We start from the raw sequence: 23,008 nt of genomic DNA, 5'->3' as shown, positions 1-23,008 counted from the left end.
CGTCGCCGGGCGTCGCGTCTACTGCGCGTGCATGGCGGCGACGCCACGCTCGATAGACTCATGGCCGTGACTACTCAAGGTGCTGCTGCCATCGGAATCGCCACCGTGTGGGACAACGACGGATCGGCCGTCGTCCTCGACACGTGGTACCCGTCCCCCGAACTGACCCAGGACCCCGGAACCACCGGATCCACCGAGTTGACCGGCGACGACGTGCCCGCCGACCTGCGCCCGCTGGTCGGAACGGATGAGGCGCGCGGCGTCCGCACCGTCGCGGTCCGGACGGTCATCGCCGACCTGTCGGTCGCTCCCGTCGACGCCCACGACGTATACCTGCGACTGCATCTGCTCTCCCACTGCCTGATCCAACCGCACGGGGCCAGCCTCGACGGCCAGTTCGGTCTGCTGAGCAACGTGGTGTGGACCAACTTCGGCCCGTGTGCCGTCGACGGTTTCGAGGCCACCCGCGCCCGGCTGCGCGCCCGCGGCCAGGTGACCGTGTACTCGATCGACAAGTTCCCCCGCATGGTCGACTACGTGACGCCCAAGGGTGTGCGCATCGGTGACGCCGACCGCGTCCGTCTCGGCGCCCACCTCTCGCCCGGCACCACCGTGATGCACGAAGGCTTCGTCAACTTCAATGCCGGAACCCTCGGCACCTCGATGGTCGAGGGCCGCATCTCCGCAGGCGTCGTCATCGGCGACGGCTCGGACATCGGCGGCGGGGCCTCCACGATGGGCACGCTGTCCGGCGGCGGCAAGGAGATCATCACCATCGGCAAGCGCTGTCTCCTCGGCGCCAATGCCGGCTGCGGGATCCCGCTCGGCGACGACTGCGTCATCGAGGCGGGCCTCTACATCACCGCGGGCACCAAGGTCACCGGCCCGGACGGTTCCGTCGTCAAGGCCCGCGATCTGGCCGGACAGTCGAACCTGCTGTTCCGCCGCAACAGCACCACCGGTGCGGTCGAGGTGACCGCGAAGCAGGGCGACGGCATCGCACTCAACGAGGCGCTGCACGCGCACAACTGATCCGAACCCGGCCACCGCGTGCGAATCCCCGATACAGCCCAGACAGTTGTGCAAGCAGTCTGCGCGTATCGGGGATTCGCATGCGAGCTCAGTCCCTGGAGACTGCGGCCGACGGGGAGAGAAGTGACTGTCGGCTCGCCTGCGGCAATGCTGTTCATGTCGGGTCGGGGAATTCGAGAGCGCGTTCTCGAAGGGTCTGCGGTGATCGTGGGTGGTTGTCTCGATACGCCGCGGCGCTGGGCGCCGCGGCTACTCGACTAGCGTGGGAGAAGTTGCCGACCCATGCCCGACTGGCCTGGCAAGGCGGCTGATCCATGCCGGCCGCGGCGAATCCTACGAGAGGCGCTCCACGGCGGCGTCGATGCGCTCGTCGGTGCCGGTCAGAGCCATGCGGATGTGTCGAGCGCCGGCGGGACCGTAGAAGTCGCCGGGGGCGACCAGGATGCCGCGTTCGGCGAGCCAGAGTTGAGAGGCGCGGGAGTCCTCACCGCGGGTCGCCCACAGGTACAGGCCCGCCTCCGAGTGATCGATCGTGAATCCCGCGCCGAGCAGCGCCGTACGCAGCTTGTCGCGGCGCAGCCGGTAGCGCTCACGCTGGGCCTCGACGTGCGTATCGTCGTTCAGCGCCGCGACCGTGGCTCCCTGGATCGGGAACGGCACGATCATGCCGGCATGCTTGCGCACCGCGAGGAGTTCGGCGATCAGGTCGCGATCACCGGCGAGGAAGCCCGCCCGGTACGACGCCAGGTTGGAGACCTTCGACAGTGAGTGCACCGCGAGGAGCCCGCGGTGGTCGCCGCCGCACACCTCGGGATGCAGCACCGAATACGCCGAGCCCTCCCACGTGAGACCGAGGTAGCACTCGTCGGACACCACCACCGCGCCGTGCTCGCGCGCCCAGTCGACCACGGCTCGCAGCTCCGGTGCGCTCTGCACGCGCCCGGTCGGGTTCGACGGACTGTTCAGGTAGATCAGCGCGGGTTCGCGATCGCCGATCGCCTCCACCGTGTCGGCCCGCAGCACCTCGGCGCCGGCCAGCAGCGCACCCACTTCGTAAGTCGGGTACGCGACCTCGGGGATCACCACCAGTTCACCGGCGGGGACACCGATCTGGGACGGCAGCCCGGCGATCACCTCTTTGGTGCCGACGACCGGCAGGATCGACGACTCGTCGAGTCCGGCGATCCCGAACCGGCGGCTCAGCGCCCCGACTGCCGCATCGCGGAGTCGGCGAGTGCCGACCGTCGCCGGATAGCCCGGGAACTCCGACGACGCCGCGAGAGCCTCCCGGATCACCGGGTCGACGGGATCGACGGGGGTGCCGACCGACAGGTCGACGACGCCCCCGGGGTGCGCGCCGGCCAGCGCCTTGGCGTCGGCGATGGTGTCCCACGGGAAGTCGGGCAGACCGGAACTCACCGGCCGCAGACGACTGGTCGGCAGGCTGCTGGAACCGGGCGCGGCACTCACCGGTCGATCAGCCCTCTTCGCCCATCGGCGGCAGTGCCTTGACGAATGCCGGGTCGAACGCGGTCTTACCGACCTTGCTGGCACCGCCGGGCGATCCGAGCTCTTCGAAGAAGTCGACGTTGGCGCTCACGTACGGCTCCCATTCGTCGGGCACGTCGTCTTCGTAGAAGATGGCCTCCACCGGGCAGACGGGCTCACACGCACCGCAGTCGACGCACTCGTCGGGCTGGATGTAGAGCATGCGCCCGCCCTCGTAGATGCAATCCACCGGGCACTCTTCAACACAGGCCCGGTCGAGGACATCGACGCAGGGCTCAGCGATGATGTACGTCACTACGCTTCTCCTTCACTGCACGTTTCCCACCCCGCACTCAGGGCTGATGAGCGCAGAGGAATCGTGTCGACTCTAAGAGTATCCACTGTCGCACTTCACCTCCGATCGTCGACCCCGGCACTCGGCACCCGCATCCGCGTCACCTGCACAGAATTTTGCGCACGCTGATGAAAACCGGCGACCTGCAGCGCGACCCCACCGCCCTTGCGCCGCAGGACCGCCCCATCGTGACCGTCGCCACCGCCGATTACATACCCCCTGGGGTATGATCGTCCGCATACCCCAGGGGGTACCAGGACACGAAGGAGTGCACGGTGAGAATTCTGATCGTCGGCGGCGTCGCCGGAGGGATGAGCGCAGCGGCACGGGCCCGGCGCCGCGACGAGGACGCCGAGATCGTCGTCTTCGAGCGCGGCGATCATCCGTCGTTCGCCAACTGCGGCCTCCCGTACTACGTCAGCGGGGAGATCGAGGACGAGGACTCCCTCCTGGTCCAGACGCCCGAGTCTCTCAAGAGTGCCCTGGACATCGACGTGCGCGTCCGGCACGAGGTGATCGGCCTCGACCCTCGGGAACGGACGGTGCAGGTTCGCCACAACGGCACGACCACCGTCTGGAACTACGACGCGCTGATCCTCTCCCCCGGCGCGAAAGCCCTGCGGCCTCCGCTGCCGGGTCTCGACTCGCCCCGCGTTCAAACGCTGCGTACCGTCGGCGACGCCGCGCGGATGCGCGACGAGGTGGAGTCCGGGGCCGCCCGCGCCGTGGTCCTCGGCGCCGGGTTCATCGGACTCGAAGCCGCCGAAGGCCTGCGGATGCGCGGGCTGCGCGTGGACGTCGTGGAACTGGCATCGCACGTTCTTCCTCCGCTCGAGAGCGAACTGGCCGCTGGGGTGCACGACGAACTCCGTGCGATGGGCGTCACCGTGCACGCGGGGATCGGCGCCACCGCGATCGAACACGGCGACGAGGCCGACACCGTGGTCCTCGCGGACGGATCCCGGCTCGACGCCGACATCGTGGTGCTGTCCGTCGGCGTCCGCCCCGACACCGAGGTCTTCGAGACCGCGGGAGTGGCCTGCGACCGCGGCGCGATCATCGTCGACGAGCACGGCCGGACCAATCTGGACCGCATCTGGGCCGTGGGCGACGCGACGGTGAGCACCGACGCCGTCACCGGACTGCGCCGGCCGGTCGCCCTCGCCGGCCCCGCCAACCGTGCGGGTCGCCTGGTCGCCGACCACATCCTCGACCCCGATCGAGCACGTGCGATTCCCCAGCCGGTGGGCACCGCGATCGTCCGCGTCGGCCGGCTCACCGCCGCGATGACAGGGGCCAATCGCGCGGCACTCGACCGGTCGGGCATCGACTACCGCACGGTCCACCTCCATCCGGGAAGCCACGCCGGCTACTTCCCCGGCGCCGAACAGATTCACCTGCTGATGCACATCCGGTCCGACGACGGCCTCATCCTGGGCGCTCAGGCGGTGGGTGCCGACGGCGTCGACAAGCGCATCGACGTGCTCGCGACCGCCATCCGCACCCGGCTCACCGGTCCCGACCTGATCGACCTCGACCTCGCGTACGCGCCGCCCTTCGGCTCGGCGAAGGATCCGGTGAACCTCGCGGGAATGATCGCCGAGAACGTCGTGAACGGCTCCCTGGAGCTGTGGTACGCCGACCAGATCGACGAACCGGGCCACCTGCTGCTCGATGTCCGCGGAGCCGACGAGCAGTCCGAGGATCCCGTTCCGGGCGCACTGTGCATCCCGCACACGCAAGTCCGAGAGCGTCTCGACGAGATCCGTGCGACCGCTGCCGGACGGCCGATCAGGGTGCTCTGTGCCAGCGGCATGCGGTCGTATCTCGCGTACCGCGTGCTGCGCGCCGCGGGCCTGCCGGCCGCGAACCTGTCGGGCGGCCTGCTCACCCTGCGGGCGAGCCAGAGCGCCTGACCGGCCTCACGAGACACCCACCACATCCACACCGAACCGAACCGAACCGAACCGAACCCAGGAGTATCACCATGTGCCAGCGCGCGACCTGCAAGACCTGCGGAAAGACGACGTGGAAGGGCTGCGGCCGCCATGTCGACCACGTCATGCGCGGTGTGCCCGCATCTCAGCGCTGTCCGGGCCACCCGGACGAGCCGGGACTGCTGGCACGACTGTTCGGGCGTCGCTGACGATCCGGGGACGGCTCAGGCCAGTCCGACTCCCAGCAGCGGCGCGGACACCTGTCCGTACTCCGTCGTCCGCTGCCGCGGGCGGCGACCGATCCCGGTGACGATCTCGTGGAGTTCGGCGACCGTCTTCGCCGAACCGTGCTGGCTGCCCGCCATACGCGAGATGGTCTCCTCCATCAACGTGCCGCCGAGATCGTCGGCACCGCCGCGGAGCATCACGCGGGTCCCCTCGATACCGAGTTTGACCCAACTGGTCTGCACGTGGTCGATCCGGCCGTGCAGCATCAGCCGCGCGAGGGCATGGACCGCACGGTTCTCCCGCCGCGTCGGCCCCGGACGCGACGCGCCCGCGAGATACAGCGGCGACGACTGGTGCACGAACGGCAGCGGGACGAACTCGGTGAATCCGCCGGTGCGGTCCTGGATACCGCGCAAGGTGTTGAGGTGGCCGACCCAGTGGCGCGGAGAGTCGACGTGGCCGTACATCATCGTCGAACTCGACGGGATGCCGAGCTCGTGCGCGGTGGTGATCACTTCGATCCAGGATGCGGTCGGGAGCTTGCCCTTGGTCAGCACCCAGCGGACCTCGTCGTCGAGGATCTCGGCCGCGGTGCCGGGGATCGAGCCGAGACCGGCCTCTTTGAGCGCCGAGAGCCAGTCGCGGATCGACTCGCCGCCGCGCGAGGCGCCGTTGACGATCTCCATGGGACTGAACGCGTGTACGTGCATCCCGGGCACGCGGTCCTTGATCGCGCGCACCAGGTCGGCATACCCGCTGACCGGCAGCTCCGGATCGATGCCGCCCTGCATGCAGATCTCGGTGGCCCCCTCCACGTGCGCCTCCCAGGCGCGGTCGGCCACCTCTGCGGTCGAGAGGGTGAAGGCGTCCGCGTCGCCCTTACGCTGGGCGAAAGCGCAGAACCGGCAGCCGGTGTAGCAGATGTTGGTGAAGTTGATGTTCCGGTTCACGACGTAGGTGACATCGTCTCCGACCACGTCCGCGCGGATGGCGTCGGCCAGAGCGGTCAGCGCGTCGAGTCCCGGACCGTCGGCTTCGGCGAGCGCGAGGTAGTCGTCGTCCGACAGTCCGGCAGGATCGTTCTCGGCCCGGCGCAGCGCCGCCGCCACGTCGGACGCCAAGTGCTCGGGCGCCCCGGTCCCTCCGCCCAGCGCCAGCACCTGCTCGCGAATGGTGTCCCAGTCGCCGAACGCGTTGTCGATGTCGCTGCGGGTGTCGGTGTTGCGGCCGTCGACGTCGATCGCCGAGTTGAGGTCGATGCGACCCGACGAGTCCCAGTCGTCGTCCGGCTCCTGCCACGGCAGCCCGACCGGTTTCACATCGGCCGCGAGACCGGTGACCGGATCCGCGAGGGCGGCGACATGCCGTCCGATCCGGGGATCGATCCAGGGGTTCGAGGCCTTGACGTACTTCGGTTGCGCGGCGATCCGCTCCACCAACCGGTATCCGGTGGACGCCGTGATCTCGGCGAGGGTGTCCAAGTTCGGCCACGGTCGCTCCGGATTCACGTGATCGGGGGTGAGCGGCGAGACGCCGCCCCAATCGTCCACACCGGCGGCCACGAGTGCCCGGCACTCGTCGGCCGACACCAGGTTGGGCGGCGCCTGAATCCGCATTCCCGGCCCGAGAACGAGACGGGCGACGGCCACGGCGGCCAGGAACTCCGACATCTCCGCGTCCGGTACCCCGCGCATCGCCGTATCGGCCTTGGCGCGGAAGTTCTGGACGATCACTTCCTGGATGTGTCCGAATGCCTTGTGCGATTTCCGGATCGCGAAGATCGACTCGGCGCGCTCGGTGAGGTTCTCACCGATCCCGACCAGGATGCCGGTGGTGAACGGGACCGAGAGGCGGCCCGCGTCGGTCAGGACCCGCAGCCGGACCTCGGGATCCTTGTCCGGGCTGCCGTAGTGGCATTCGCCCTTGTCGGTGAACAGTCGGCGCGCAGTGGTCTCGAGCATCATGCCCATCGACGGCGCCACCGGCTTGAGCCGGTTGATCTCCTCCCAGCTCATCACGCCGGGATTCAGATGAGGCAGCAGCCCGGTCTCCTCGAGCACCCGGATCGCCGCCGCGCGGACGTAGTCGAGAGTGGAGTCGTAACCGCGTTCGTCCAGCCAGGCGGCGGCCTCCGGCCATCGATCCTCCGGCCGGTCGCCGAGGGTGAACAGCGCCTCTTTGCAGCCGAGCTCGGCGCCGCGGCGCGCCACCTCGACGATCTCGTCGATCTCCATGTAGGCGCCGCGGCCCTCGCGGGCCAGCTTTCCCGGCACGGTGACGAAGGTGCAGTAATGGCAGCGATCGCGGCACAGGTGCGTCACCGGGATGAAGACCTTGCGCGAGTAGCTGATCTGGCCGCTGCGGCCGTCGGCGTCCAGACCCGCGTCCCGCACGCGGCCGGCCGCCTCGCAGAGTGCGTCGAGGTCGGCGCCCCTGGCCGCCAGCAGGACCGCGGCCTCATCGACGTTGAGCACCGAGCCGTCACGTGCGCGGCGCAGGGCACGACGCATGGCCGACGCCGGGGGCGTCTGTCCGGCGCCCGTGGATCCGCTGGAAGATGTGGTCACTTCTCCGATGTTAACCACGTCGCATTCGACGGCCCCGGCGGCCGCCGTCCAACGGGGCACCGGCTCGGCTCCGGAGCGGATCAGGACTGGGATAGATTCCGGACCCGCGACGTCGAGGCGTAGAAGGCAGGCACCGCCAGCCCGCACGCCAGGAGCAGCAGCAGGCGCCAGTCGCCGATCAACGAGCCGTTGCCGAACACCGGGAGCATCGCCATCGCGGTGACGAAGGTCCACACGATCAGCGGTGCGTACTGCCACGCCGACTTGGTGTACGACTCGGCGAGGCGAAGGATCAGCACATTCGCGACGCCGGCGATCAGCGCGGTGACCGGGAAGGGCCAGGCGCCGATCCGGATCAGCAGAAAGGCCGCGGTGAGGATGCCGAGCAGGAAGCCGCTGACCGTGAGCACGGCCAGTTCCAGGCGATCTCCGATGGTCACAGCGCCACTCCCTCGAAGAGGTCGGTCTCGATCCGTCCAGCCACTCGGCCCGCGTCGACGCGGATGAAGTGCTCCGTCGGCAGCACCGGCGACACGATGTTGTTGCTGAGCGCGTACTCGGTGCGCGAGCGCGCCACACTCACCTGCGTCGCATGAGCCGCGAGGGCACGCACCTTGCGCGGGAGCACCTCGCGGACGTCGACGGCGGCGGTCACCTGATCGTCCGGGTAGCTCGGCAATTCGCCGGGCTCGGGCATCCGCCAGCCGGCCGGGACCTCGCTGACGGCGGCCAGACCGCGTTCCAGCTCCGACCGCTGCGTCACTGACTCGTAGACCTTGAACGGCCGTCCCGGCCTCGACTCCGCGACGGGGATCGCGGCCGCGGCCACCTCGTGCACCCGCTTGTGGTCGGGGTGCCCGTACGTCCCCGCGGCGTCGTACGTGACGATCACCTGCGGTGCGAACGCGACTAGTTCGTCGGCCAGCTGGCCGGCGAGTTCGTCGAGGGAGGCCTGGAACAGCGCCCGCGGATGCTCCGCGGAGGGCGTCCCGGCCATGCCGGAGTCGCGCCAGCGCCCCGCGCCGCCGAGGAACCGCGGTGCGGGCGCCACGACGCCGGGCGGGGTGAGTTCGGCCAGTGCTGCTCGCAACTCGCCGATCCGGTAGCCGCCGAGCTGATCGGCGCCGCCGTCAGCGACCAGTTGGGCCCACTGCGAACCGATCACCTCGCCCTCCTCGCCGAGGGTGAAGGTGAGCACCCGGACGTCGACGCCGCGCGCCAGATACGTCGCGATCACTCCCCCGGTCATGATGGTCTCGTCGTCCGGATGTGCGTGCAGCAGCAGCAGACGAGCCCGTTCGGTCACTGAATCACCCATCCGTCGGCTCCGCCGAAGACACCGAGTTGCATCGGGCCGTCCAGCGAGACGCCCGAGATGCGGTCGGTGACGGCGGAGAACATCGTGTCCTGGAAGATCGGCAGGTACACCGCCTGATCGGCGAGCAGCCCCTCGGCCTCCTGAAGCTGAGGTGCCGGGTCCTCGGAGCTCATCGCGGCGTCGGCCAGCGCGATCAACGTCGGATCGCACAGCCCGGAGATGTTCCCGGTGTAGCTCTCGTCGGCGGAGACGTTGGCCTCCGGCTTCGCAGTGCTGCTCGGCGCACCGGAGGGCACCGTCGGCAGCACCGTCTCGTCGGCCGCTTGATCGTGCTCGGGCTCCACCGTGTGCGCACCGGCCTCGGTGCCCTTGGGCGGAGCCTGGCAGGCCACCTGCGAGGCGAGCTCGGTGGCCGGACTGCCGCCGACACCGGTCCATCCGACGACGAGATCGACGCGGCCGGACGTGAGCGCCTGCCCGTACAGCTCGGTGTTCGACATCCCGATCACGCTGGCCCGCACTCCCCGGGACCGAAGCTGATCGGCCATCGTCTCCGCCGCCGACATCGTGCGCTGGTCGGTGTTGGTGGCGCCGATCCGCACCACGAGGTCGGTTCCGTTCGATTGAATCGGCGAGACACCGTAGGGCAGTCCCGGGACGTCGGCGGGTGCGGGAGCAGCCGGGGTGGTCGGCGACGCGGTGCTCGACGCCGACGGATCGGCGGGTGCCGGACGCGGCGTGGGCACGCCCGGTCGGTAGCCGGCCGATGCGAGCAGGGCGAGGACCTCATCCTGCGTCGGCCGTGGCCTCTCCACCGGGGTGTACCCGGGATCGGACGGCGCGTACACGGTGTTCGCGAACGGTGTCACCACCGTCTCCCCCGCCGCCGCGGCGGTGATCAGCCGTCCGTCGAGCATCCCGAGGACCGCCTTGCGCACCTGCTGCGAGCGCATGGTCTCCGACCGCGAATTCGCATTCACCGCGAGCGCCCTCGTGGTCGGCAGCCGGCTGCTGACCACCCCGGGGATGGCGCCCAGCTCGGCCGCCGACGCCGCTCCGCTCGGCAGCGCCGCGAGAGTGGAGTCGCCGTTGCGGATGGTCTGCGCCATCTGCTGCGGCGTGCCCGCCTTGCGGAGGACCACCTGGTCCACCTCCGGCGGCTTGCGCCAGTAGCGGTCGTTGCGGATCAGCCGGACCTCGTCGCGGGCCCGGTCGATCGAATAGATCTGGAACGGGCCCGCCGTGACCGGCTTTCCCTTGTCCATGCCGACCTGGAAGCCGGTCGGGTCCGACCGCAGCGTGTGGCTCGGCAGCAGGTTGTCGAAGAGCTCGCGCCACGCGGGGTAGGCGTTGTTGAAGGTCACGGTGACGACTTTGCCGCCGCCGGAGGTCTGCACATCCGAGATAGCGCGGTAGCCCGCCGGGCCGATCACGTTGGGCTGCCGGGACATCTGCTCCCACAGATAGTGGAAGTCGTCGCCCGTCACCGGCAGCCCGTCGGACCACTGGGCGTCGTTGACGATCTTGTACTCGACGGTGAACGGGTCGTACGAGGTGACCTCGGCGGAGGTCAGCAGTGCGTCGTTCATCCGCCACTGGACGCCGTCCTGGGTGTTCACCGGAACGAACGGACTCGGGAGGGTCATCGCGGCGATCGCCGTGGTGACCGTTCCCTGGTCGGCTCCGAGATGCGGATTGAAACCCGAACCGATGCTGTCGGTCGCGACCGTGACGGTGCGTTCGTCGGGGTACTCGTTCGGAGTGTGCGTCGGCAGCGTCTCCCGCACCGGCGGCGGCGGATCCGCCATGCACGCGGTCGCTGAGAGGCCGATCAGCCCCGTCACTGCGATCGCGGTGATGCGCGTCCGCACGGTCCTCATCCGCACTCCCTCTCGCTCCTCCAGTCGACGGTCCGGCGTCAGGCCCCTCAGGCGTTCGCGTCGCGCGCCTTGGCACGCGAACGCTCACGCGCGCGGGTCGACGCATCGAGGTTGACCTTACGCACCCGGCACACCTCGGGCGTCACCTCGACGCACTCGTCGGCCGCACAGAACTCCATGGCGCCTTCGAGGTCGAGCTGCATCGGCTTGGCCAGGGTCTCCATGACATCGGCCGACGACTGCCGCATGTTGGTGAGCTTCTTCTCGCGGGTGACGTTGATGTCGAGATCCTCCAGTCGCGGGTTGATTCCCACGACGTGGCCTTCGTAGGTGTCGTCGCCGGGATCGACGAAGAAGGTGCCGCGGTCGGCGAGCTGAATCATCGCGAACGGGGTCACGGTGCCCGCACGGTCGGAGACCAGCGAACCCGTGTGGCGGGCGCGGATCTCGCCGGCCCACGGTGCGTACTCGTGGAAGACGGCATTGGCGATGCCGGTACCGCGGGTCTCGGTCAGGAAGTCGGTGCGGAACCCGATCAGACCGCGAGACGGGACCACGAACTCCATGCGGACCCAGCCGCTGCCGTGGTTGTTCATCTGGTCCATCCGGCCCTTGCGTGCGGCGAGCAGCTGCGTAACCGCGCCGAGGTACTCCTCGGGGACGTCGATCGTGAGGTGCTCGAAGGGCTCGTATGTCTTGCCGTCGACCTTGCGGGTGACCACCTGCGGCTTGCCGACGGTCAGCTCGAAACCCTCACGGCGCATCTGCTCGACGAGGATCGCGAGCGCCAGCTCACCACGGCCCTGGACCTCCCAGGCGTCGGGGCGGCCGATGTCCTGCACGCGCAGCGAGACGTTGCCGATCAGCTCCGAGTCGAGGCGGTCCTTGACCATGCGGGCGGTCAGCTTGTGCCCCTTGACGCGGCCGGCGAGCGGCGAGGTGTTGGTGCCGACGATCGCCGAGATGGCGGGCTCGTCGACGGTGATGCGCGGCAGTGCGACCGGGTTCTCGGGGTCGGCGAGAGTGTCGCCGATCATGATCTCCGACATGCCCGCGACGGCGACGATGTCGCCGGCCACGGCTTCCTCGGCCGGTGCGCGGTCGACGCCGAGAGTCACCAGCAGCTCGGTGATCTTGGCGCGCTCGACGACCTGCTCGCCGTCGACCTCACGCATCCAGGCCACCTGCTGACCCTTGCGGAGGGTGCCGTTGTGGATGCGGACCAGGCCGAGACGACCGAGGAACGGCGATGCGTCGAGGTTGGTGACATGCGCCTGCAGCGGAGCGTCCTGGTCGCCCTTCGGCGCCGGGACGTTGTTGATCAGGACGTCGAACAGCGGGTCGAGGTTGTCTCCCGCCGGAACGGTGCCGTTCTCCGGCATGTCGGTGCTCGCCACACCCGCGCGGCCCGATGCGAACAGCACCGGCAGGTCCAGCGCCAGCTCCGCGGCCTCAGCGGCCTCGTCGTCGAGGTCGGAGGCGAGGTCGAGGAGCAGGTCCTGCGATTCGCTGACGATCTCACCGATCCGGGCGTCGGGTCGGTCGGTCTTGTTGACCACCAGGATCACCGGCAGCGACGCCGCGAGCGCCTTGCGCAGGACGAAACGCGTCTGCGGCAGCGGCCCCTCGGAGGCGTCCACCAGCAGCACCACGCCGTCGACCATCGAGAGCGCGCGTTCCACCTCGCCGCCGAAGTCGGCGTGACCGGGGGTGTCGATGACGTTGATGACGTACTCGCTGCCGTCGGGCTGACGACGGTGCACGGCGGTGTTCTTGGCGAGAATGGTGATGCCCTTCTCGCGCTCCAGGTCGCCGGAGTCCATGACGCGGTCCACCAGTTCGGCACGTTCGCCGAACACTCCGGACTGACGCAGCATCGCGTCGACCAGTGTGGTCTTGCCGTGGTCGACGTGCGCCACGATCGCGACGTTGCGGAAGTTGGTGACTGCGCTCACTAAGGTCTCTTTCGTATCTGTTCAGGTGCGGTATCCGGCGGCCGATGGCGGAGCCGGTCACTCGATCTGCGGAGCGACTCCTGTTCGGCCGCGCCAGATCAACCCGTTAAGGGTACGGCAACCTCAGCCGAGGTCGCGACGAGAGCTTGCGTGAATATGGTTAGGCTGCGCTAAAGTCTTGCTATGGGAAAGACCTCGCCGGCGAAGGTGGCGCAGCTCAAGCCGAAGAAGAAGTGCTGCAAGAAATCGACGCGCTGCCTCCGTTGCCCGGTCGTCATCCATCGGATGAAGAAGATCGACTGCGATCACCTGTCGAAGAAGCAGGCCAACAAGGCACTCAAGAAGGCTAGAGCGGCCTGACCTGCAGTTCTGCGGTGAGTTCCCGGATCCAGCCGATGTCATTGGGCACGATCTGACCACTGCGGTCCAGCTCCGCCAGCCGGTGCGCGTCGACCCACGCGATGGCGCGATGCTCCACCGCGCGCGGTGTCCCGGAGACGATCCGGGCACGGTGCGCGACCAACTTCAGCCCCTCGCGCGGTGTCACGACGTCGACCAGCGGCGCCCCGACAGAAACCCGAACGTCGAGTTCCTCACACAGTTCACGAATGAGCGCCTGCGTGGGCGTCTCGCCCGATTCCACCTTGCCGCCCGGCAGCTCCCAGAGACCGGCCACCTCGGCCGGATAGTCGCGCTGCGCCAGGAGCACCCGCGATCGGTGGAGGACCGCGCCCGCGACCACCAGGACATCGCCGGTCATCGTCCGATCACCGCCACCGCGCCGGGCTCCAGGGTCGGCCGTACCCGCGCTCCCGGGCGCACCGGCCGATCGCAGACGCATTCGAAGACCTCGTCGCCCATCCGGATGCGGACGCGCCATCCGGCGACCAGCGCCGCCGCGTGCTCCACCACCGCATCGCCCTCCGGATCCGGTCGGACGCTGACGGCCTCCGGACGCAGAGCCACCGTGCAGGGGCCGTCTCGCAGTTCGCCGAAGTCCGCGCTGCCGGTCAGCCTCGCGTCGCCGAGCGCGGTCGTCAGAACACCGTCCCGGACGGTGCCCGGGACACTGGCCCGGGCGCCGAGGAACCGTGCGGTCTCTTCGTCCACCGGCCGGCGCCACAGCCGCGACGCCGTGTCGGTCTGGACGATGTCGCCGTCGCGCATCACCGACACGCTGTCGGCCACCAGCGCCGCCTCGCGGTGGTCGTGTGTCACGAGGACCGTCGGTGTGCCCGCGCGGCGCACGATGTCGCCGATCGCTTCGGCGAGGGATTCGCGGAGTTGCGAGTCGAGCGCGGCCAGCGGCTCGTCGAGCAGCAGCAGCCGCGGTCGCGGGGCCAGCGCCCGCGCCAGCGCCACCCGCTGCGCCTGACCGCCGGAGAGCGCCGACACCGGCCGATCGCCGAATCCGTCGAGTTGCACCAGCCTCAGCATCTCCGCGACCCGATCGGCCGCGGCGCGGCCGCGGACACGGCGCCGAGCGAGACCGTAGGCGATGTTCTGCGCCACCGTACGGCCGGGGAACAGTTGACCGTCCTGAAAGACGACGCCGAAGTCGCGGCGATGCGGTGCCGTCGTCGCCAGATCGACACCGTCCCAGCAGATCGATCCGGCTGCCAGCGGTTCGAGGCCGGCCACCGCGCGCAACAACGTCGACTTGCCGCAGCCCGAGGGACCGAGGAGAGCGGTCACCGTGGACTCTCCGGTGCCCACGGACCACTGCACACCGGCCAGCGCCTCGAATCGCCCGTACCGGACGGTCGCTCCCTCCACGGTCAGCATCTATCCCTCTCCGTCCGTGCGTGAGCGCGTCCCGACGATGGCCTCTATCGCCGCGATCACCGCGGCACTGACCGCCACCAGCAGCACCGATGCGGCCATCGCCGTGGCGAGGTTCGCGGTTCCGGGGCGGCTCATGAGCGATCCGATGAGCACCGGCAGGGTGGTGGTGTCGGCGCGGGCGAGGAAGGTGGTGGCACCGAACTCGCCGATCGCCATCACGAAGGCGAAACCGGCCGCGGCGCACAGCGACCGCGCCGTGAGACGCAGATCCACCGACAGGAGCACCCGCCACGGCCGTGCTCCGAGCGTGCGCGCGGCGTCGCGGAGCCGTTCGGGCACCTGGGAGAGCGCGGGAATCATGATCCCCGCCACCACCGGCACCGCCAGCAGCGCCTGCACGGCCGGGATCACCAGCGGCGACTGCACCACCTGAACGGGCAGGGTGCCGATCACCAGCAGATAGCCGAATCCGAGGGTCACCGCGCTCACACCGAGCGGCAGTACGGCCAGCAGCGCCGTGAAGCGGGCGGGCAGGCCCCCTCCGCGGGTCACCGGGACCGCGATCAGCAGCCCGCCCACCACCGCCAACAGGGTCGCTCCCCCGGCGCTCGTGACGGAGTAGCGCATCGCCGACAACGCCGAGTCGCCGTAGGACCCATCGGTTAGGCCGCGGTAGCCGTCGAGGGTCCAGGCACCCGCGGGGCGCAGCGACGAGAGCACCAGCGCCGCCAGGGGCAGCAGAAGCCACAGGGCGGTCCACGCGAGTGCGAGGAGGGCCGCCGGCAGGCGGATCCCGCGGGGCCGTCGCCGGTGGCCTGCGGCCGGAGCCGTACCGGCGCCGACGGTGGACGATCCGCCGACCGCTCGGGTCAGCAGCAGCGCGCAGGCGACCACCACGATCTGCAGGAGGGAGAGCGCCACCGCCTCCGGGATGCGGAAGTACCCGATCGCCTGCTGGTAGATCTCCGTCTCCAGTGTCCGGGCGGTGCCGCCGCCGAGGACCACCACGACGCCGAAGCTGGTGGAGCAGAACAGGAAGACCAGCGCCGCGGCCGAGGCCAGCGCGGGCGCGATCCACGGAACCACCACGTCCCAGAAGGCCCGCGGCGCGGTCGCGCCCAGGGTTCGCGCGGCCTCGACGGTCCTCGGGTCGATCTGCTGCCAGGCGGCGCTGACGACACGGACGACGACCGCCACGTTGAGGAAGATGTGGGCGGGCAGGATCGCCGCCCACCCGTCGGTGACGCCGAGGAAGCCGAGCGGCCCGGTCAGCAGCGCCCGGAAGGCCACCCCCACCACCACGGTCGGCAGGACGAACGGGACCGTCACGATCACCCGGAGGATCGCCGTGCCCGGCAGGTCCACGGTGGCCACGAGCCACACGATCGGCGCCGCGATCAGCACTGTCAGGACCGCCGACGCCGCCGCCTGGGCGAGGGTGACCGCCAGCAGATGCCAGCCAGCCGTACGGTCGATCAACTGCCAGAAGCCCGCACCGTCGTCATCGGCCACCGCCCGCCGGGCCAGGGTGACCAGCGGCCATACGAACATGACCACGATGAACGCCGCGGGCACGACCGTCGCGACCCGAGCGGCCGTCGACGTGCGGCGAATCGGCGCCGGGGTCCGGCGCGCCGGCGCGGACACGGTCAGCGCTTGACCGTGGCGCGCCACTCGTTCAGCCACTGTTCACGGTGTGCGTCGATGTACTCCGGCGACATCGTGACGGTCCACGCGGGCATCGGCGCACGCTGCCGCCAGTCGGCGGGCAGCGGGATGTCTTTCTGCACCGGATAGACGTACATGGCCGTGGGCAGCGCGGCCTGCACCTCCGGGGTCAGCATGAAGTCCACGAGCTTGCGCGCACCCGCGGTGTTCGCCGCACCGCGCAGGACGCCGATGTACTCCACCTGCGCGAAGCACGCGTTCAGCAGTGCGCTGGTGCCCGGCGTGGCGGCCGGACTCGACGCGTACGACACCACGATCGGCTTGTCGCCGTGCCCGGCGCCGGCGCTGAACAACTGGTTGTAGGCCACTTCCCACCCGGAGACGATCTGGGCACCGTTGTCGACCAAGCCGCGCCAGTAGTCGTCCACTCCGCCCTTGAACCGCCCGATCGTGGTGAGCAGGAAGCCCATCCCTGGCGACGACGTCGACGGGTCGAGGAGAGCCGCCATGTCCCGGTACCGGGGCTGCGTGAGCTGCTCGAGAGACGTGGGCGCCTCGATGCCGTGCTTGTCGAACCAGGCATCGTCGACGTTCAGGCACACGTCTCCCCGGTCGACGGCGGTGAGTTGCCCCGGCGCGCCCTGAATGTCGTACTTCGCCGAGCCGTCGACCGCGGCGGGCGAGGTGTAGGGGTCGAGCGCCTTGGCTTCGATCGGCCGGGCCGCGAAGGTGTTGTCGATACCGAACACGGCGTCGCCCTTGGGCGATCCCGGGGTCAGCGACACCACTGAGGAGAGCTGCCCGGCATCGCCCGAACGCACGATCTTGAGTTCGGTACCGGTCTGCTTCTCGAACCGGTCGATCAGGTTCTGCGGCAGTTCGAACGAGTCGTGCGTCAACAACGTCACCTCGTCGGCACCACCCGATCCGGAGGTACACGCCGACGTCGCCACCAGCACGGCTGCCAGTGCCGCCGCCACGACGGCGCGGTTGCGCCGCGCGCTGCCGAAGCGCGCGTTGCCGAAGAAGGCCATCTGCTAACCCACGTCCCCTCGATAGAGAAGCCCACAGATTTCGCCTGCGGGCCAGTTGTTGGTCACCTGAGGCGAATCTAACCAGTTGACGGTCCGTATCCGCATTCGGAGGGCATCCGCAGCCAAAACCCCTCCAACCTCTTGTGTAACAATTTTCACACACGTCTCAGTAGTTTCATGGGATTGTGGCTACACTCGCCTCACTAGACAACTGTTCGTCGACCGAAGAGGATTCAGCCGTGCGACTCGCGCGCTCCCGCCGCACCGCCGCAGCCGTCGCTGCGGCAGCAGTCATCGCCCCCGCTCTGCTCGTCCCGTCGACCGCATCGGCCGAGCCCGCGAAGGACGCTCCGGCCGCGCAGCAGGAGCTTCCGATCCCGGACGCCGCTCACGCGCCCACCGTGGAGCCCAAGGTCCTCGAATCCCTCGGGGCACTGACTCCGGCCCTGATCGGCTCCGCCGCCACCCGCGACTCCGACGGCAAGGTCAACACCGAGCTCCTGGCCCAGGTCCGCAAGCTGGCCGACAACCCGGCCGTACCCGCCGAGGCGCAGGACGTCTGGCGCTCGCTGATTGATTTCCTGGGCGAGCCCGGGGCCAAGGAGGCCGCGAAGACCCTGTCGCTCGAGGCGACCCCCGCGGCCGAGAAGAAGAAGAGCGACGCGCCCGACATCCCCACCGGCCCCGGCAAGCCGCGGATCCAGCAGTTCCTGTATCCGACCCTGGGCTTCGGCTGCATGCCCGGCGGCGGCAATTCGGTCGGCATGGCCCTGGTGACGGCCGGACCGCAGGCCGCACCGGCACCCGGCCCGAAGCGCGGCCAGGCCGGCTACGTCTACACCAGCCTCGGCACCGGGCCCGCGGTGAAGTCGGCACAGAAGCTCTTCGTCACCTGGCTCAACATCGACAACGGCCGCACCGGACAGCAGGCGCTGCTGCCCAATCCGAAGATCAACGCCACCAAGGGCCCCGGCACGTTCACCGGCATCGCCAACACCGGCCGCGGCCGGATCGTGTCGACGATCTACGGAACCGTGACGACGAAGATCAAGGGCAAGAACGTCTCATGCATGATCGCTCCGACGATCGGCACCGCGATCATCTGAGCCCCTCGACCCGAGTTCGATCAGAGCCCTGGACCATCGGAGGTCCGGGGCTCTGATCGGTTTCGGGGGCGCCGCCGCACCTTGTGACGGACATCGCTATGGCAACGAAAAGCTTTGTGGCGCAACAGCTCCGACATCTCCAAAGGGTCGCATCCAGGTAACGACTCGGACTCGCTCCTTGAGAAATCCAGCGGTTGATTCTCATTATTAACTTAAGAAACTTTAGTCACATCAGCCACAGCGGTCACGGCCGCCGTGGCCGTTGCGCAGTTGTGGAGGTAGGCCAGTGAGTCCACGCACGTACCGATCGATGCGGTTCGGCATCGCCGGGCTCGCAGTCGCCGCCGCAGCACTCGCTGTGCCGGCCGCCGCCGGGGCCGATCCGGCGGCACCGTCGCCCGAGGCGAGCACTCCGGGCACCGCCGTCCCCGAGACGAGCGCCCCGCAGAGCACAGTCCCCGACTCCACGGCACCGTCGGCACCCGACTCCACCGCACCGCAGACGGCCGCACCGCAGGCCGATCAGGTGCGCACCCTGCCGACGATTCCGGGCGACGCCGCGCTCGCCGATCTCTTGCGCAAGCTCAAGGCCACCGGCGGCGACGAGAAGGCCGTCGAGGCGATCACCGCCATCCTCTCCTCCGACGGCCGGCTGGATCTGTCGAAGTACCTGGACAGCGCGAGTGTTCTCAACGGCATCGGTCTCGACGGCGCCGGCCTCGAGAAGCTCGGTCTGGGCAGGCTCGGACAGAGCGACCCGCAGACGCCCGCCCCGGTCGCAGCCACCGTCCCCACCGCCACCGTCCCCGCGGCGCCCGCACCGGCTCCCGCCGCCGACGTGCTGACCGTGCTGCAGAAGGTCACCGGAACGTCCCTGCTGTCCCCCGCCGTGGCTCCGCTGTGCGCCGAGCCCACCCCCGACAACCCGCTCGGACTCACCACCGCCCCGGTTCTGGCGGCACCCGGCCCGTGGCCCACCGTCGCCGCCGACCGCACCGGGGTGCTCACTGCGCTCACCTCGCTGTTGCCCGCCGACAGCAAGGAACTGCTGACGGCGATCGGTGAGGATCAGACGGCCTTCGCACTGGTGCCGCCCGGCAAGCCCGACTCGGACCAGTTCCGCGTCGCGTGGTTCAACACCACCACGATGAAGGGCGGCCTGGCCGATCTGAAGCCGCTGTCGGAGGCGGCGTCCGCCGGACCGCTCAAGCAGTTGCTCACCGACACCGAGAACTTCCACGGCGTCCGTCTGGCCCGCGTCGACACCGGTAAGGGCCACATCCTCTCGGCGGTCTTCGGCACCACGACCACCGCCGGCCGCACCTGCTTCTTCCTGCCCGCGCTCGGCACAGTCCAGAACTGACCAGTTCAGGACTGACGCCGATCCCTACTGTGCCGGCCGCACCGGCACTCTCTCACTCCGCCGCAGCCCGGCGGCCCGTCGTAAAGGACCGAATAATGATCACCGCCCGGAAGCGGCTCGCCCGCACCCTCGTCGTGACCGCCGCGGCAGCCGCGCTGACGGTCGGCGGCGTCACCGGCGCACTCGCCGTCGCCGATCCGGAGGACGCCCCGGCCCCCACCGGCGGCCAGACCGCGGGATCGGTGTTCGCCAACCGGACCATCGACGGCCGGGCGCTGGTGCCGGGTGCCGCCGCCGGCCAGCAGTACAGCTACTGGTCCATCGGCGCCGACGAGCGTCTGCATCTGTCCACGGCTGTGCTGCTCGAGCCCCGGGGCAAGGCGCCGGCGGCCGGCTGGCCGGTCGTCGTCTGGGCCCACGGCTCCGACGGCTGGAACGATTCATGTGCCCCGTCGGCCAAGCGCGATGCCGACGACCGCTCGACGCTCAGCCATCTGCTCGGTCGCGGCTACGCCGTCATCGCCCCCGACTACGCGGCCGTCGGCGCGCCGGGTTCACCGCAGTACTCCGACGTCGACGCGACCGCGCACAACATCGTCGACGCGGTCCGTGCCGGAGCCGACGTGGGCTCGTCCTCGCTGTCGCCGAAGTGGGCGGTGGTCGGCTCCACGCAGGGCGCCGCAGCCGCCACGTCGCTGGCCCGCAACGCGACCGCGTGGCAGACCGGTGAGCTCGACTTCCGCGGCGCCGCCGCGACCAGCATTCCGGCCGGCTACGACGACGTGGTCGCCGGCCTGAGTCCGTCGTCCTCGGCGGTACCGACGGCCGTGGTGGCCGACGTCCTCTACACCCTGGCTTCTCAGAGCACCGAGGACCTGGGCACGATCCTCACCCCGCGCGGCGAAGCCCTGGTCCAGAAGGCTCAGAAGCTGTGCACTTCGGCGCTGATCAAAGAGATCGGCGGCACGCAGCTGGCCGACCTGGTCTCGAAGCCGCTCGCGTCGAACGCCGCACTCGCATCATCGCTGCGCAAGTCGCTCGCGATCCCGGCGCGCGGCTTCAACCGCCCGATCCTCATGAGCCAGCGCCTGGTGGACGAGAGCGTCGTGGTGCCCGCATCGCTGCGGTACGTCACCCAGGCGCAGCTCTCGAGCAACAAGGTCAAGATGAGCACGTATCTCACCGGCGACGAGTCGGCGGGCAAGCGTCAGGAGCAGGCCGCCGTCGACAATTTCCTCGGCGGACTGTTCTGAGTCAGCCCATCTCCTCCAATTCCATGCCCTTCGTCTCCGGCACCTTCGCGCGCACGTAGAAGAACGAGATCCCGGCGCACAGCGCGAAGAAGCCGTAGACGAAGGCCGGGCCCACCCAGCCCATCGCGGCCGGGAACAGCAGCGAGATGGTGAAGTTGGAAAGCCAGTTCACCGCGGTGCACAGACCGAGAGCCACCGCTCGGTAGCGGTTGGGGAACATCTCACCGAGCATCACCCACATCACCGGTCCCCAGCTGGCGGCGAAGGCGATGACGAACAGATTCGCGCCGATCAGTGCCAGCACGCCCCAACTCGTCGGGAGCCGCGAGACCGTATCGCCCGAATCGTCGACGGCGTCGTAGACCTGCGTGAAGGCCACCGATGCCAGCACCAGCCCCACGAACATGCCCACGGAGCCGAAGAGCAGCAGCAGTCGGCGTCCCACCCGGTCCACGAAGCCGATCGCCACAAAGGTCATCACCACGTTGATGACCGCCGTGATCACCGAGGTGACGAACGACGCCGACTCGGAGAAGCCGACCGACTGCCACAGGGTGGTCGAGTAGTAGAAGATGGCGTTGATGCCCACGAACTGCTGGAACACGGCGAGCCAGATACCGACCCACACCAGCGGGTGGAGACCGAACGCCGGCCCGGCGAGGTCGCGTATCGACGCCGCGGACTCGAGCTTCACAGTGCGGTGGATCTCCGCGACCCGGCCGTCCGGATCGGGTTCCCCGGTCACGTGAGCGAGAATCCGCGAGGCCTCGCCGTCACGTCCGCGGACCACCAGATAGCGCGGCGACTCCGGGATCGTCAGCGACAGCACGCCGTAGACGACGGCCGGCACCACACCGACCAGGAACATCCACCGCCACGCCTCGATGTCCAGCCAGAGGGTGTTGGCGGCGGCGCCGGCACTGTCGGCGAGCACCGCGTCCGACAGCAGCGCCGCGAAGATGCCCAGCGTGATCGCGAGCTGCTGCATCGAACCGAGCGCGCCGCGGAACCGGGCGGGCGCGATCTCGGCGATGTACGCGGGAGCGATCACCGACGCGATGCCGATGCCCAGACCCCCGATGAGCCGCCAGAGCATCAGATCCCACACCGTCTGAGTGAGACCGGCGCCGATCGACGAGGCGATGAACAAGGCCGAACCGAGCAGCATCACCTTCTTGCGGCCCCACCGGTCGGCGAGTCCGCCCGCGAACCACGCCCCGAGCGCGCAACCGACCAGGGCGATGGCGACCGCGACGCCGGTGACCAGGTCCGACAGCCCGAACTCGCCCTGGATCGCGTCCACCGCACCGTTGACGACCGAGCTGTCGAAACCGAACAGGAAGCCGCCGACCGCTGCGGCGGTCGAGACTCCGAGGACTCGCATCAGCGGGACGTCTGTGCGCCCGGTCTCCGACGCGGTCATGCGACTGCCGTTCCGGTGCACGACGAGTACTGCGGATTCACCATCGGGTTGAAGGCCATCGCCCCGATCTTCTGATGCACGGTGAACCGCACGGCGCCGCGACCCGGGTGGAGCACGACGTCCCAGTCGGCGGTGTGCGCGCGGGTGGGCACCCGCACGGTGCCGGTCCGTCCGGTCGACAGGTTGCGCCAGGTCACAGTCGTGAGCATCGTCAGCTCGAGCACCGGACCCACCCCGCCCGGATTGTTCGACGAGAGCGTGATGGCCGGCCCCGGCAGTCCGTCCGTCGGGAACGGGCCGCCCGTGTACACATCGACCACGATCCGCAGCCGCGCACCGGGCCACGGATTGGCGCTGTCGCACCGGATGGACCGCACGTACTCGGCGCCGTAGGGCGACGCGTGCGCCTGCGGGACGGCGACGCACCCGGCGGCCAGCACCGCCGCGCTCGCGCCCGCCGCCGCGACCGCCCTCCCCCGGCGCCGTACTCCCCGAACCGATCTCCTGGCTGAGCAGTCTGCAGTACGCATGCTTGGGAGTGTGCCAGCCGGGAGCCGCGAGCGCCGGGACTTCGACCGGGGCGCCGCCGGAGAGGGTCTCGGAGTTCGCCGACGAC

At 69.6% G+C, this 23,008-nt stretch carries 20 protein-coding genes; 7 read left to right on the top strand and 13 right to left on the bottom strand.

Annotated features, from left to right (window positions below; translation table 11 throughout):
- The first annotated feature begins 66 nt into the window (after positions 1 to 66).
- Positions 67 to 1,032: a 2,3,4,5-tetrahydropyridine-2,6-dicarboxylate N-succinyltransferase gene (dapD, locus tag ACE11G_RS05075; RefSeq protein WP_197462919.1), complete on the top strand. Its 966-nt coding sequence runs from the start codon at positions 67 to 69 to the stop codon at positions 1,030 to 1,032.
- A gap of 333 nt (positions 1,033 to 1,365) precedes the next feature.
- Here the strand turns inward: dapD and dapC are convergent, their stop codons facing one another.
- Both dapC and fdxA read right to left on the bottom strand, forming a co-directional pair.
- Positions 1,366 to 2,502 (bottom strand): succinyldiaminopimelate transaminase, encoded by a 1,137-nt coding sequence (dapC, locus tag ACE11G_RS05070; RefSeq protein WP_375003885.1) that lies wholly within the window; start codon positions 2,500 to 2,502, stop codon positions 1,366 to 1,368.
- Between the two features lie 7 nt (positions 2,503 to 2,509).
- A complete protein-coding gene (gene fdxA, locus ACE11G_RS05065) occupies positions 2,510 to 2,836 on the bottom strand; it encodes a ferredoxin (RefSeq protein ID WP_006895842.1) in 327 nt (108 codons plus the stop codon).
- A gap of 314 nt (positions 2,837 to 3,150) precedes the next feature.
- On the opposite strand from fdxA, the gene ACE11G_RS05060 reads away from it, so the two are divergent.
- Both ACE11G_RS05060 and ACE11G_RS05055 read left to right on the top strand, forming a co-directional pair.
- Positions 3,151 to 4,791, top strand: a complete 1,641-nt coding sequence (locus ACE11G_RS05060) for an FAD-dependent oxidoreductase (protein WP_375003884.1) — start codon at positions 3,151 to 3,153, stop codon at positions 4,789 to 4,791.
- A gap of 71 nt (positions 4,792 to 4,862) precedes the next feature.
- A complete protein-coding gene (locus tag ACE11G_RS05055) occupies positions 4,863 to 5,021 on the top strand; it encodes a hypothetical protein (RefSeq protein ID WP_197462920.1) in 159 nt (52 codons plus the stop codon).
- Positions 5,022 to 5,036: 15 nt separating this feature from the next.
- Here ACE11G_RS05055 and ACE11G_RS05050 read toward each other — a convergent pair whose 3' ends face one another.
- From ACE11G_RS05050 to typA, 5 genes are all read right to left on the bottom strand, one after another.
- Positions 5,037 to 7,607 carry a bifunctional FO biosynthesis protein CofGH gene (locus ACE11G_RS05050; RefSeq protein WP_222111501.1) on the bottom strand — a complete coding sequence of 857 codons (2,571 nt, stop codon included), beginning with the start codon at positions 7,605 to 7,607 and terminating at the stop codon, positions 5,037 to 5,039.
- A gap of 80 nt (positions 7,608 to 7,687) precedes the next feature.
- The gene (locus ACE11G_RS05045; RefSeq protein ID WP_222111500.1) at positions 7,688 to 8,047 is read right to left on the bottom strand and encodes a hypothetical protein; all 360 of its coding nucleotides are present in this window, start codon (positions 8,045 to 8,047) and stop codon (positions 7,688 to 7,690) included.
- A complete protein-coding gene (mshB, locus tag ACE11G_RS05040) occupies positions 8,044 to 8,925 on the bottom strand; it encodes an N-acetyl-1-D-myo-inositol-2-amino-2-deoxy-alpha-D-glucopyranoside deacetylase (protein WP_375003883.1) in 882 nt (293 codons plus the stop codon). Before mshB ends, ACE11G_RS05045 begins: the two co-directional genes overlap by 4 nt.
- Positions 8,910 to 10,805 carry an ABC transporter family substrate-binding protein gene (locus tag ACE11G_RS05035; RefSeq protein ID WP_052692402.1) on the bottom strand — a complete coding sequence of 632 codons (1,896 nt, stop codon included), beginning with the start codon at positions 10,803 to 10,805 and terminating at the stop codon, positions 8,910 to 8,912. The genes mshB and ACE11G_RS05035 overlap by 16 nt, the downstream gene beginning before the upstream one ends.
- Before the next feature lie 47 nt (positions 10,806 to 10,852).
- The gene (gene typA / locus ACE11G_RS05030; RefSeq protein ID WP_006895835.1) at positions 10,853 to 12,760 is read right to left on the bottom strand and encodes a translational GTPase TypA; all 1,908 of its coding nucleotides are present in this window, start codon (positions 12,758 to 12,760) and stop codon (positions 10,853 to 10,855) included.
- Between the two features lie 183 nt (positions 12,761 to 12,943).
- Between typA and ACE11G_RS05025 the strand changes: the two genes are divergently transcribed.
- The gene (locus ACE11G_RS05025; protein ID WP_006895834.1) at positions 12,944 to 13,120 is read left to right on the top strand and encodes a hypothetical protein; all 177 of its coding nucleotides are present in this window, start codon (positions 12,944 to 12,946) and stop codon (positions 13,118 to 13,120) included.
- Here ACE11G_RS05025 and ACE11G_RS05020 read toward each other — a convergent pair.
- From ACE11G_RS05020 to ACE11G_RS05005, 4 genes are read right to left on the bottom strand one after another with little or no spacing between them, the layout of a single operon-like run.
- Entirely contained in the window at positions 13,107 to 13,520 is a 414-nt protein-coding gene (locus ACE11G_RS05020) for a (deoxy)nucleoside triphosphate pyrophosphohydrolase (RefSeq protein WP_375003880.1), read from the bottom strand. The two genes, ACE11G_RS05025 and ACE11G_RS05020, sit on opposite strands and share 14 nt — an antisense overlap.
- The gene (locus ACE11G_RS05015; protein ID WP_375003878.1) at positions 13,517 to 14,545 is read right to left on the bottom strand and encodes an ABC transporter ATP-binding protein; all 1,029 of its coding nucleotides are present in this window, start codon (positions 14,543 to 14,545) and stop codon (positions 13,517 to 13,519) included. The genes ACE11G_RS05020 and ACE11G_RS05015 overlap by 4 nt, the downstream gene beginning before the upstream one ends.
- Positions 14,546 to 16,192, bottom strand: coding sequence for an ABC transporter permease (locus tag ACE11G_RS05010; protein WP_375004094.1), 1,647 nt, complete (start codon positions 16,190 to 16,192; stop codon positions 14,546 to 14,548).
- A gap of 2 nt (positions 16,193 to 16,194) precedes the next feature.
- On the bottom strand, positions 16,195 to 17,247 hold the full coding sequence (locus ACE11G_RS05005; protein ID WP_006895828.1) for a thiamine ABC transporter substrate binding subunit: 1,053 nt from the start codon (positions 17,245 to 17,247) through the stop codon (positions 16,195 to 16,197).
- A 239-nt stretch (positions 17,248 to 17,486) separates the two neighbouring features.
- Between ACE11G_RS05005 and ACE11G_RS05000 the strand changes: the two genes are divergently transcribed.
- The 3 genes from ACE11G_RS05000 (at position 17,487) to ACE11G_RS04990 (ending at position 20,969) form a co-directional block, all read left to right on the top strand.
- Positions 17,487 to 18,353, top strand: a complete 867-nt coding sequence (locus ACE11G_RS05000; RefSeq protein ID WP_346076198.1) for a hypothetical protein — start codon at positions 17,487 to 17,489, stop codon at positions 18,351 to 18,353.
- Positions 18,354 to 18,639: 286 nt separating this feature from the next.
- Entirely contained in the window at positions 18,640 to 19,716 is a 1,077-nt protein-coding gene (locus ACE11G_RS04995) for a hypothetical protein (RefSeq protein ID WP_375003875.1), read from the top strand.
- Between the two features lie 95 nt (positions 19,717 to 19,811).
- Positions 19,812 to 20,969 carry a S9 family peptidase gene (locus ACE11G_RS04990; protein WP_062367012.1) on the top strand — a complete coding sequence of 386 codons (1,158 nt, stop codon included), beginning with the start codon at positions 19,812 to 19,814 and terminating at the stop codon, positions 20,967 to 20,969.
- Position 20,970: 1 nt separating this feature from the next.
- Here the strand turns inward: ACE11G_RS04990 and ACE11G_RS04985 are convergent, their stop codons facing one another.
- Both ACE11G_RS04985 and ACE11G_RS04980 read right to left on the bottom strand, forming a co-directional pair.
- Entirely contained in the window at positions 20,971 to 22,392 is a 1,422-nt protein-coding gene (locus tag ACE11G_RS04985) for a sugar porter family MFS transporter (protein ID WP_375003873.1), read from the bottom strand.
- Positions 22,389 to 22,922 carry a hypothetical protein gene (locus ACE11G_RS04980; protein ID WP_231875700.1) on the bottom strand — a complete coding sequence of 178 codons (534 nt, stop codon included), beginning with the start codon at positions 22,920 to 22,922 and terminating at the stop codon, positions 22,389 to 22,391. The genes ACE11G_RS04985 and ACE11G_RS04980 overlap by 4 nt, the downstream gene beginning before the upstream one ends.
- Positions 22,923 to 23,008: the final 86 nt, after the last annotated feature.

It is taken from the genome of Gordonia sp. PS3 (assembly GCF_041950545.1).
Taxonomy (GTDB): domain Bacteria; phylum Actinomycetota; class Actinomycetes; order Mycobacteriales; family Mycobacteriaceae; genus Gordonia; species Gordonia sihwensis.
This window is presented reverse-complemented; position numbering and strand designations above follow the sequence as displayed.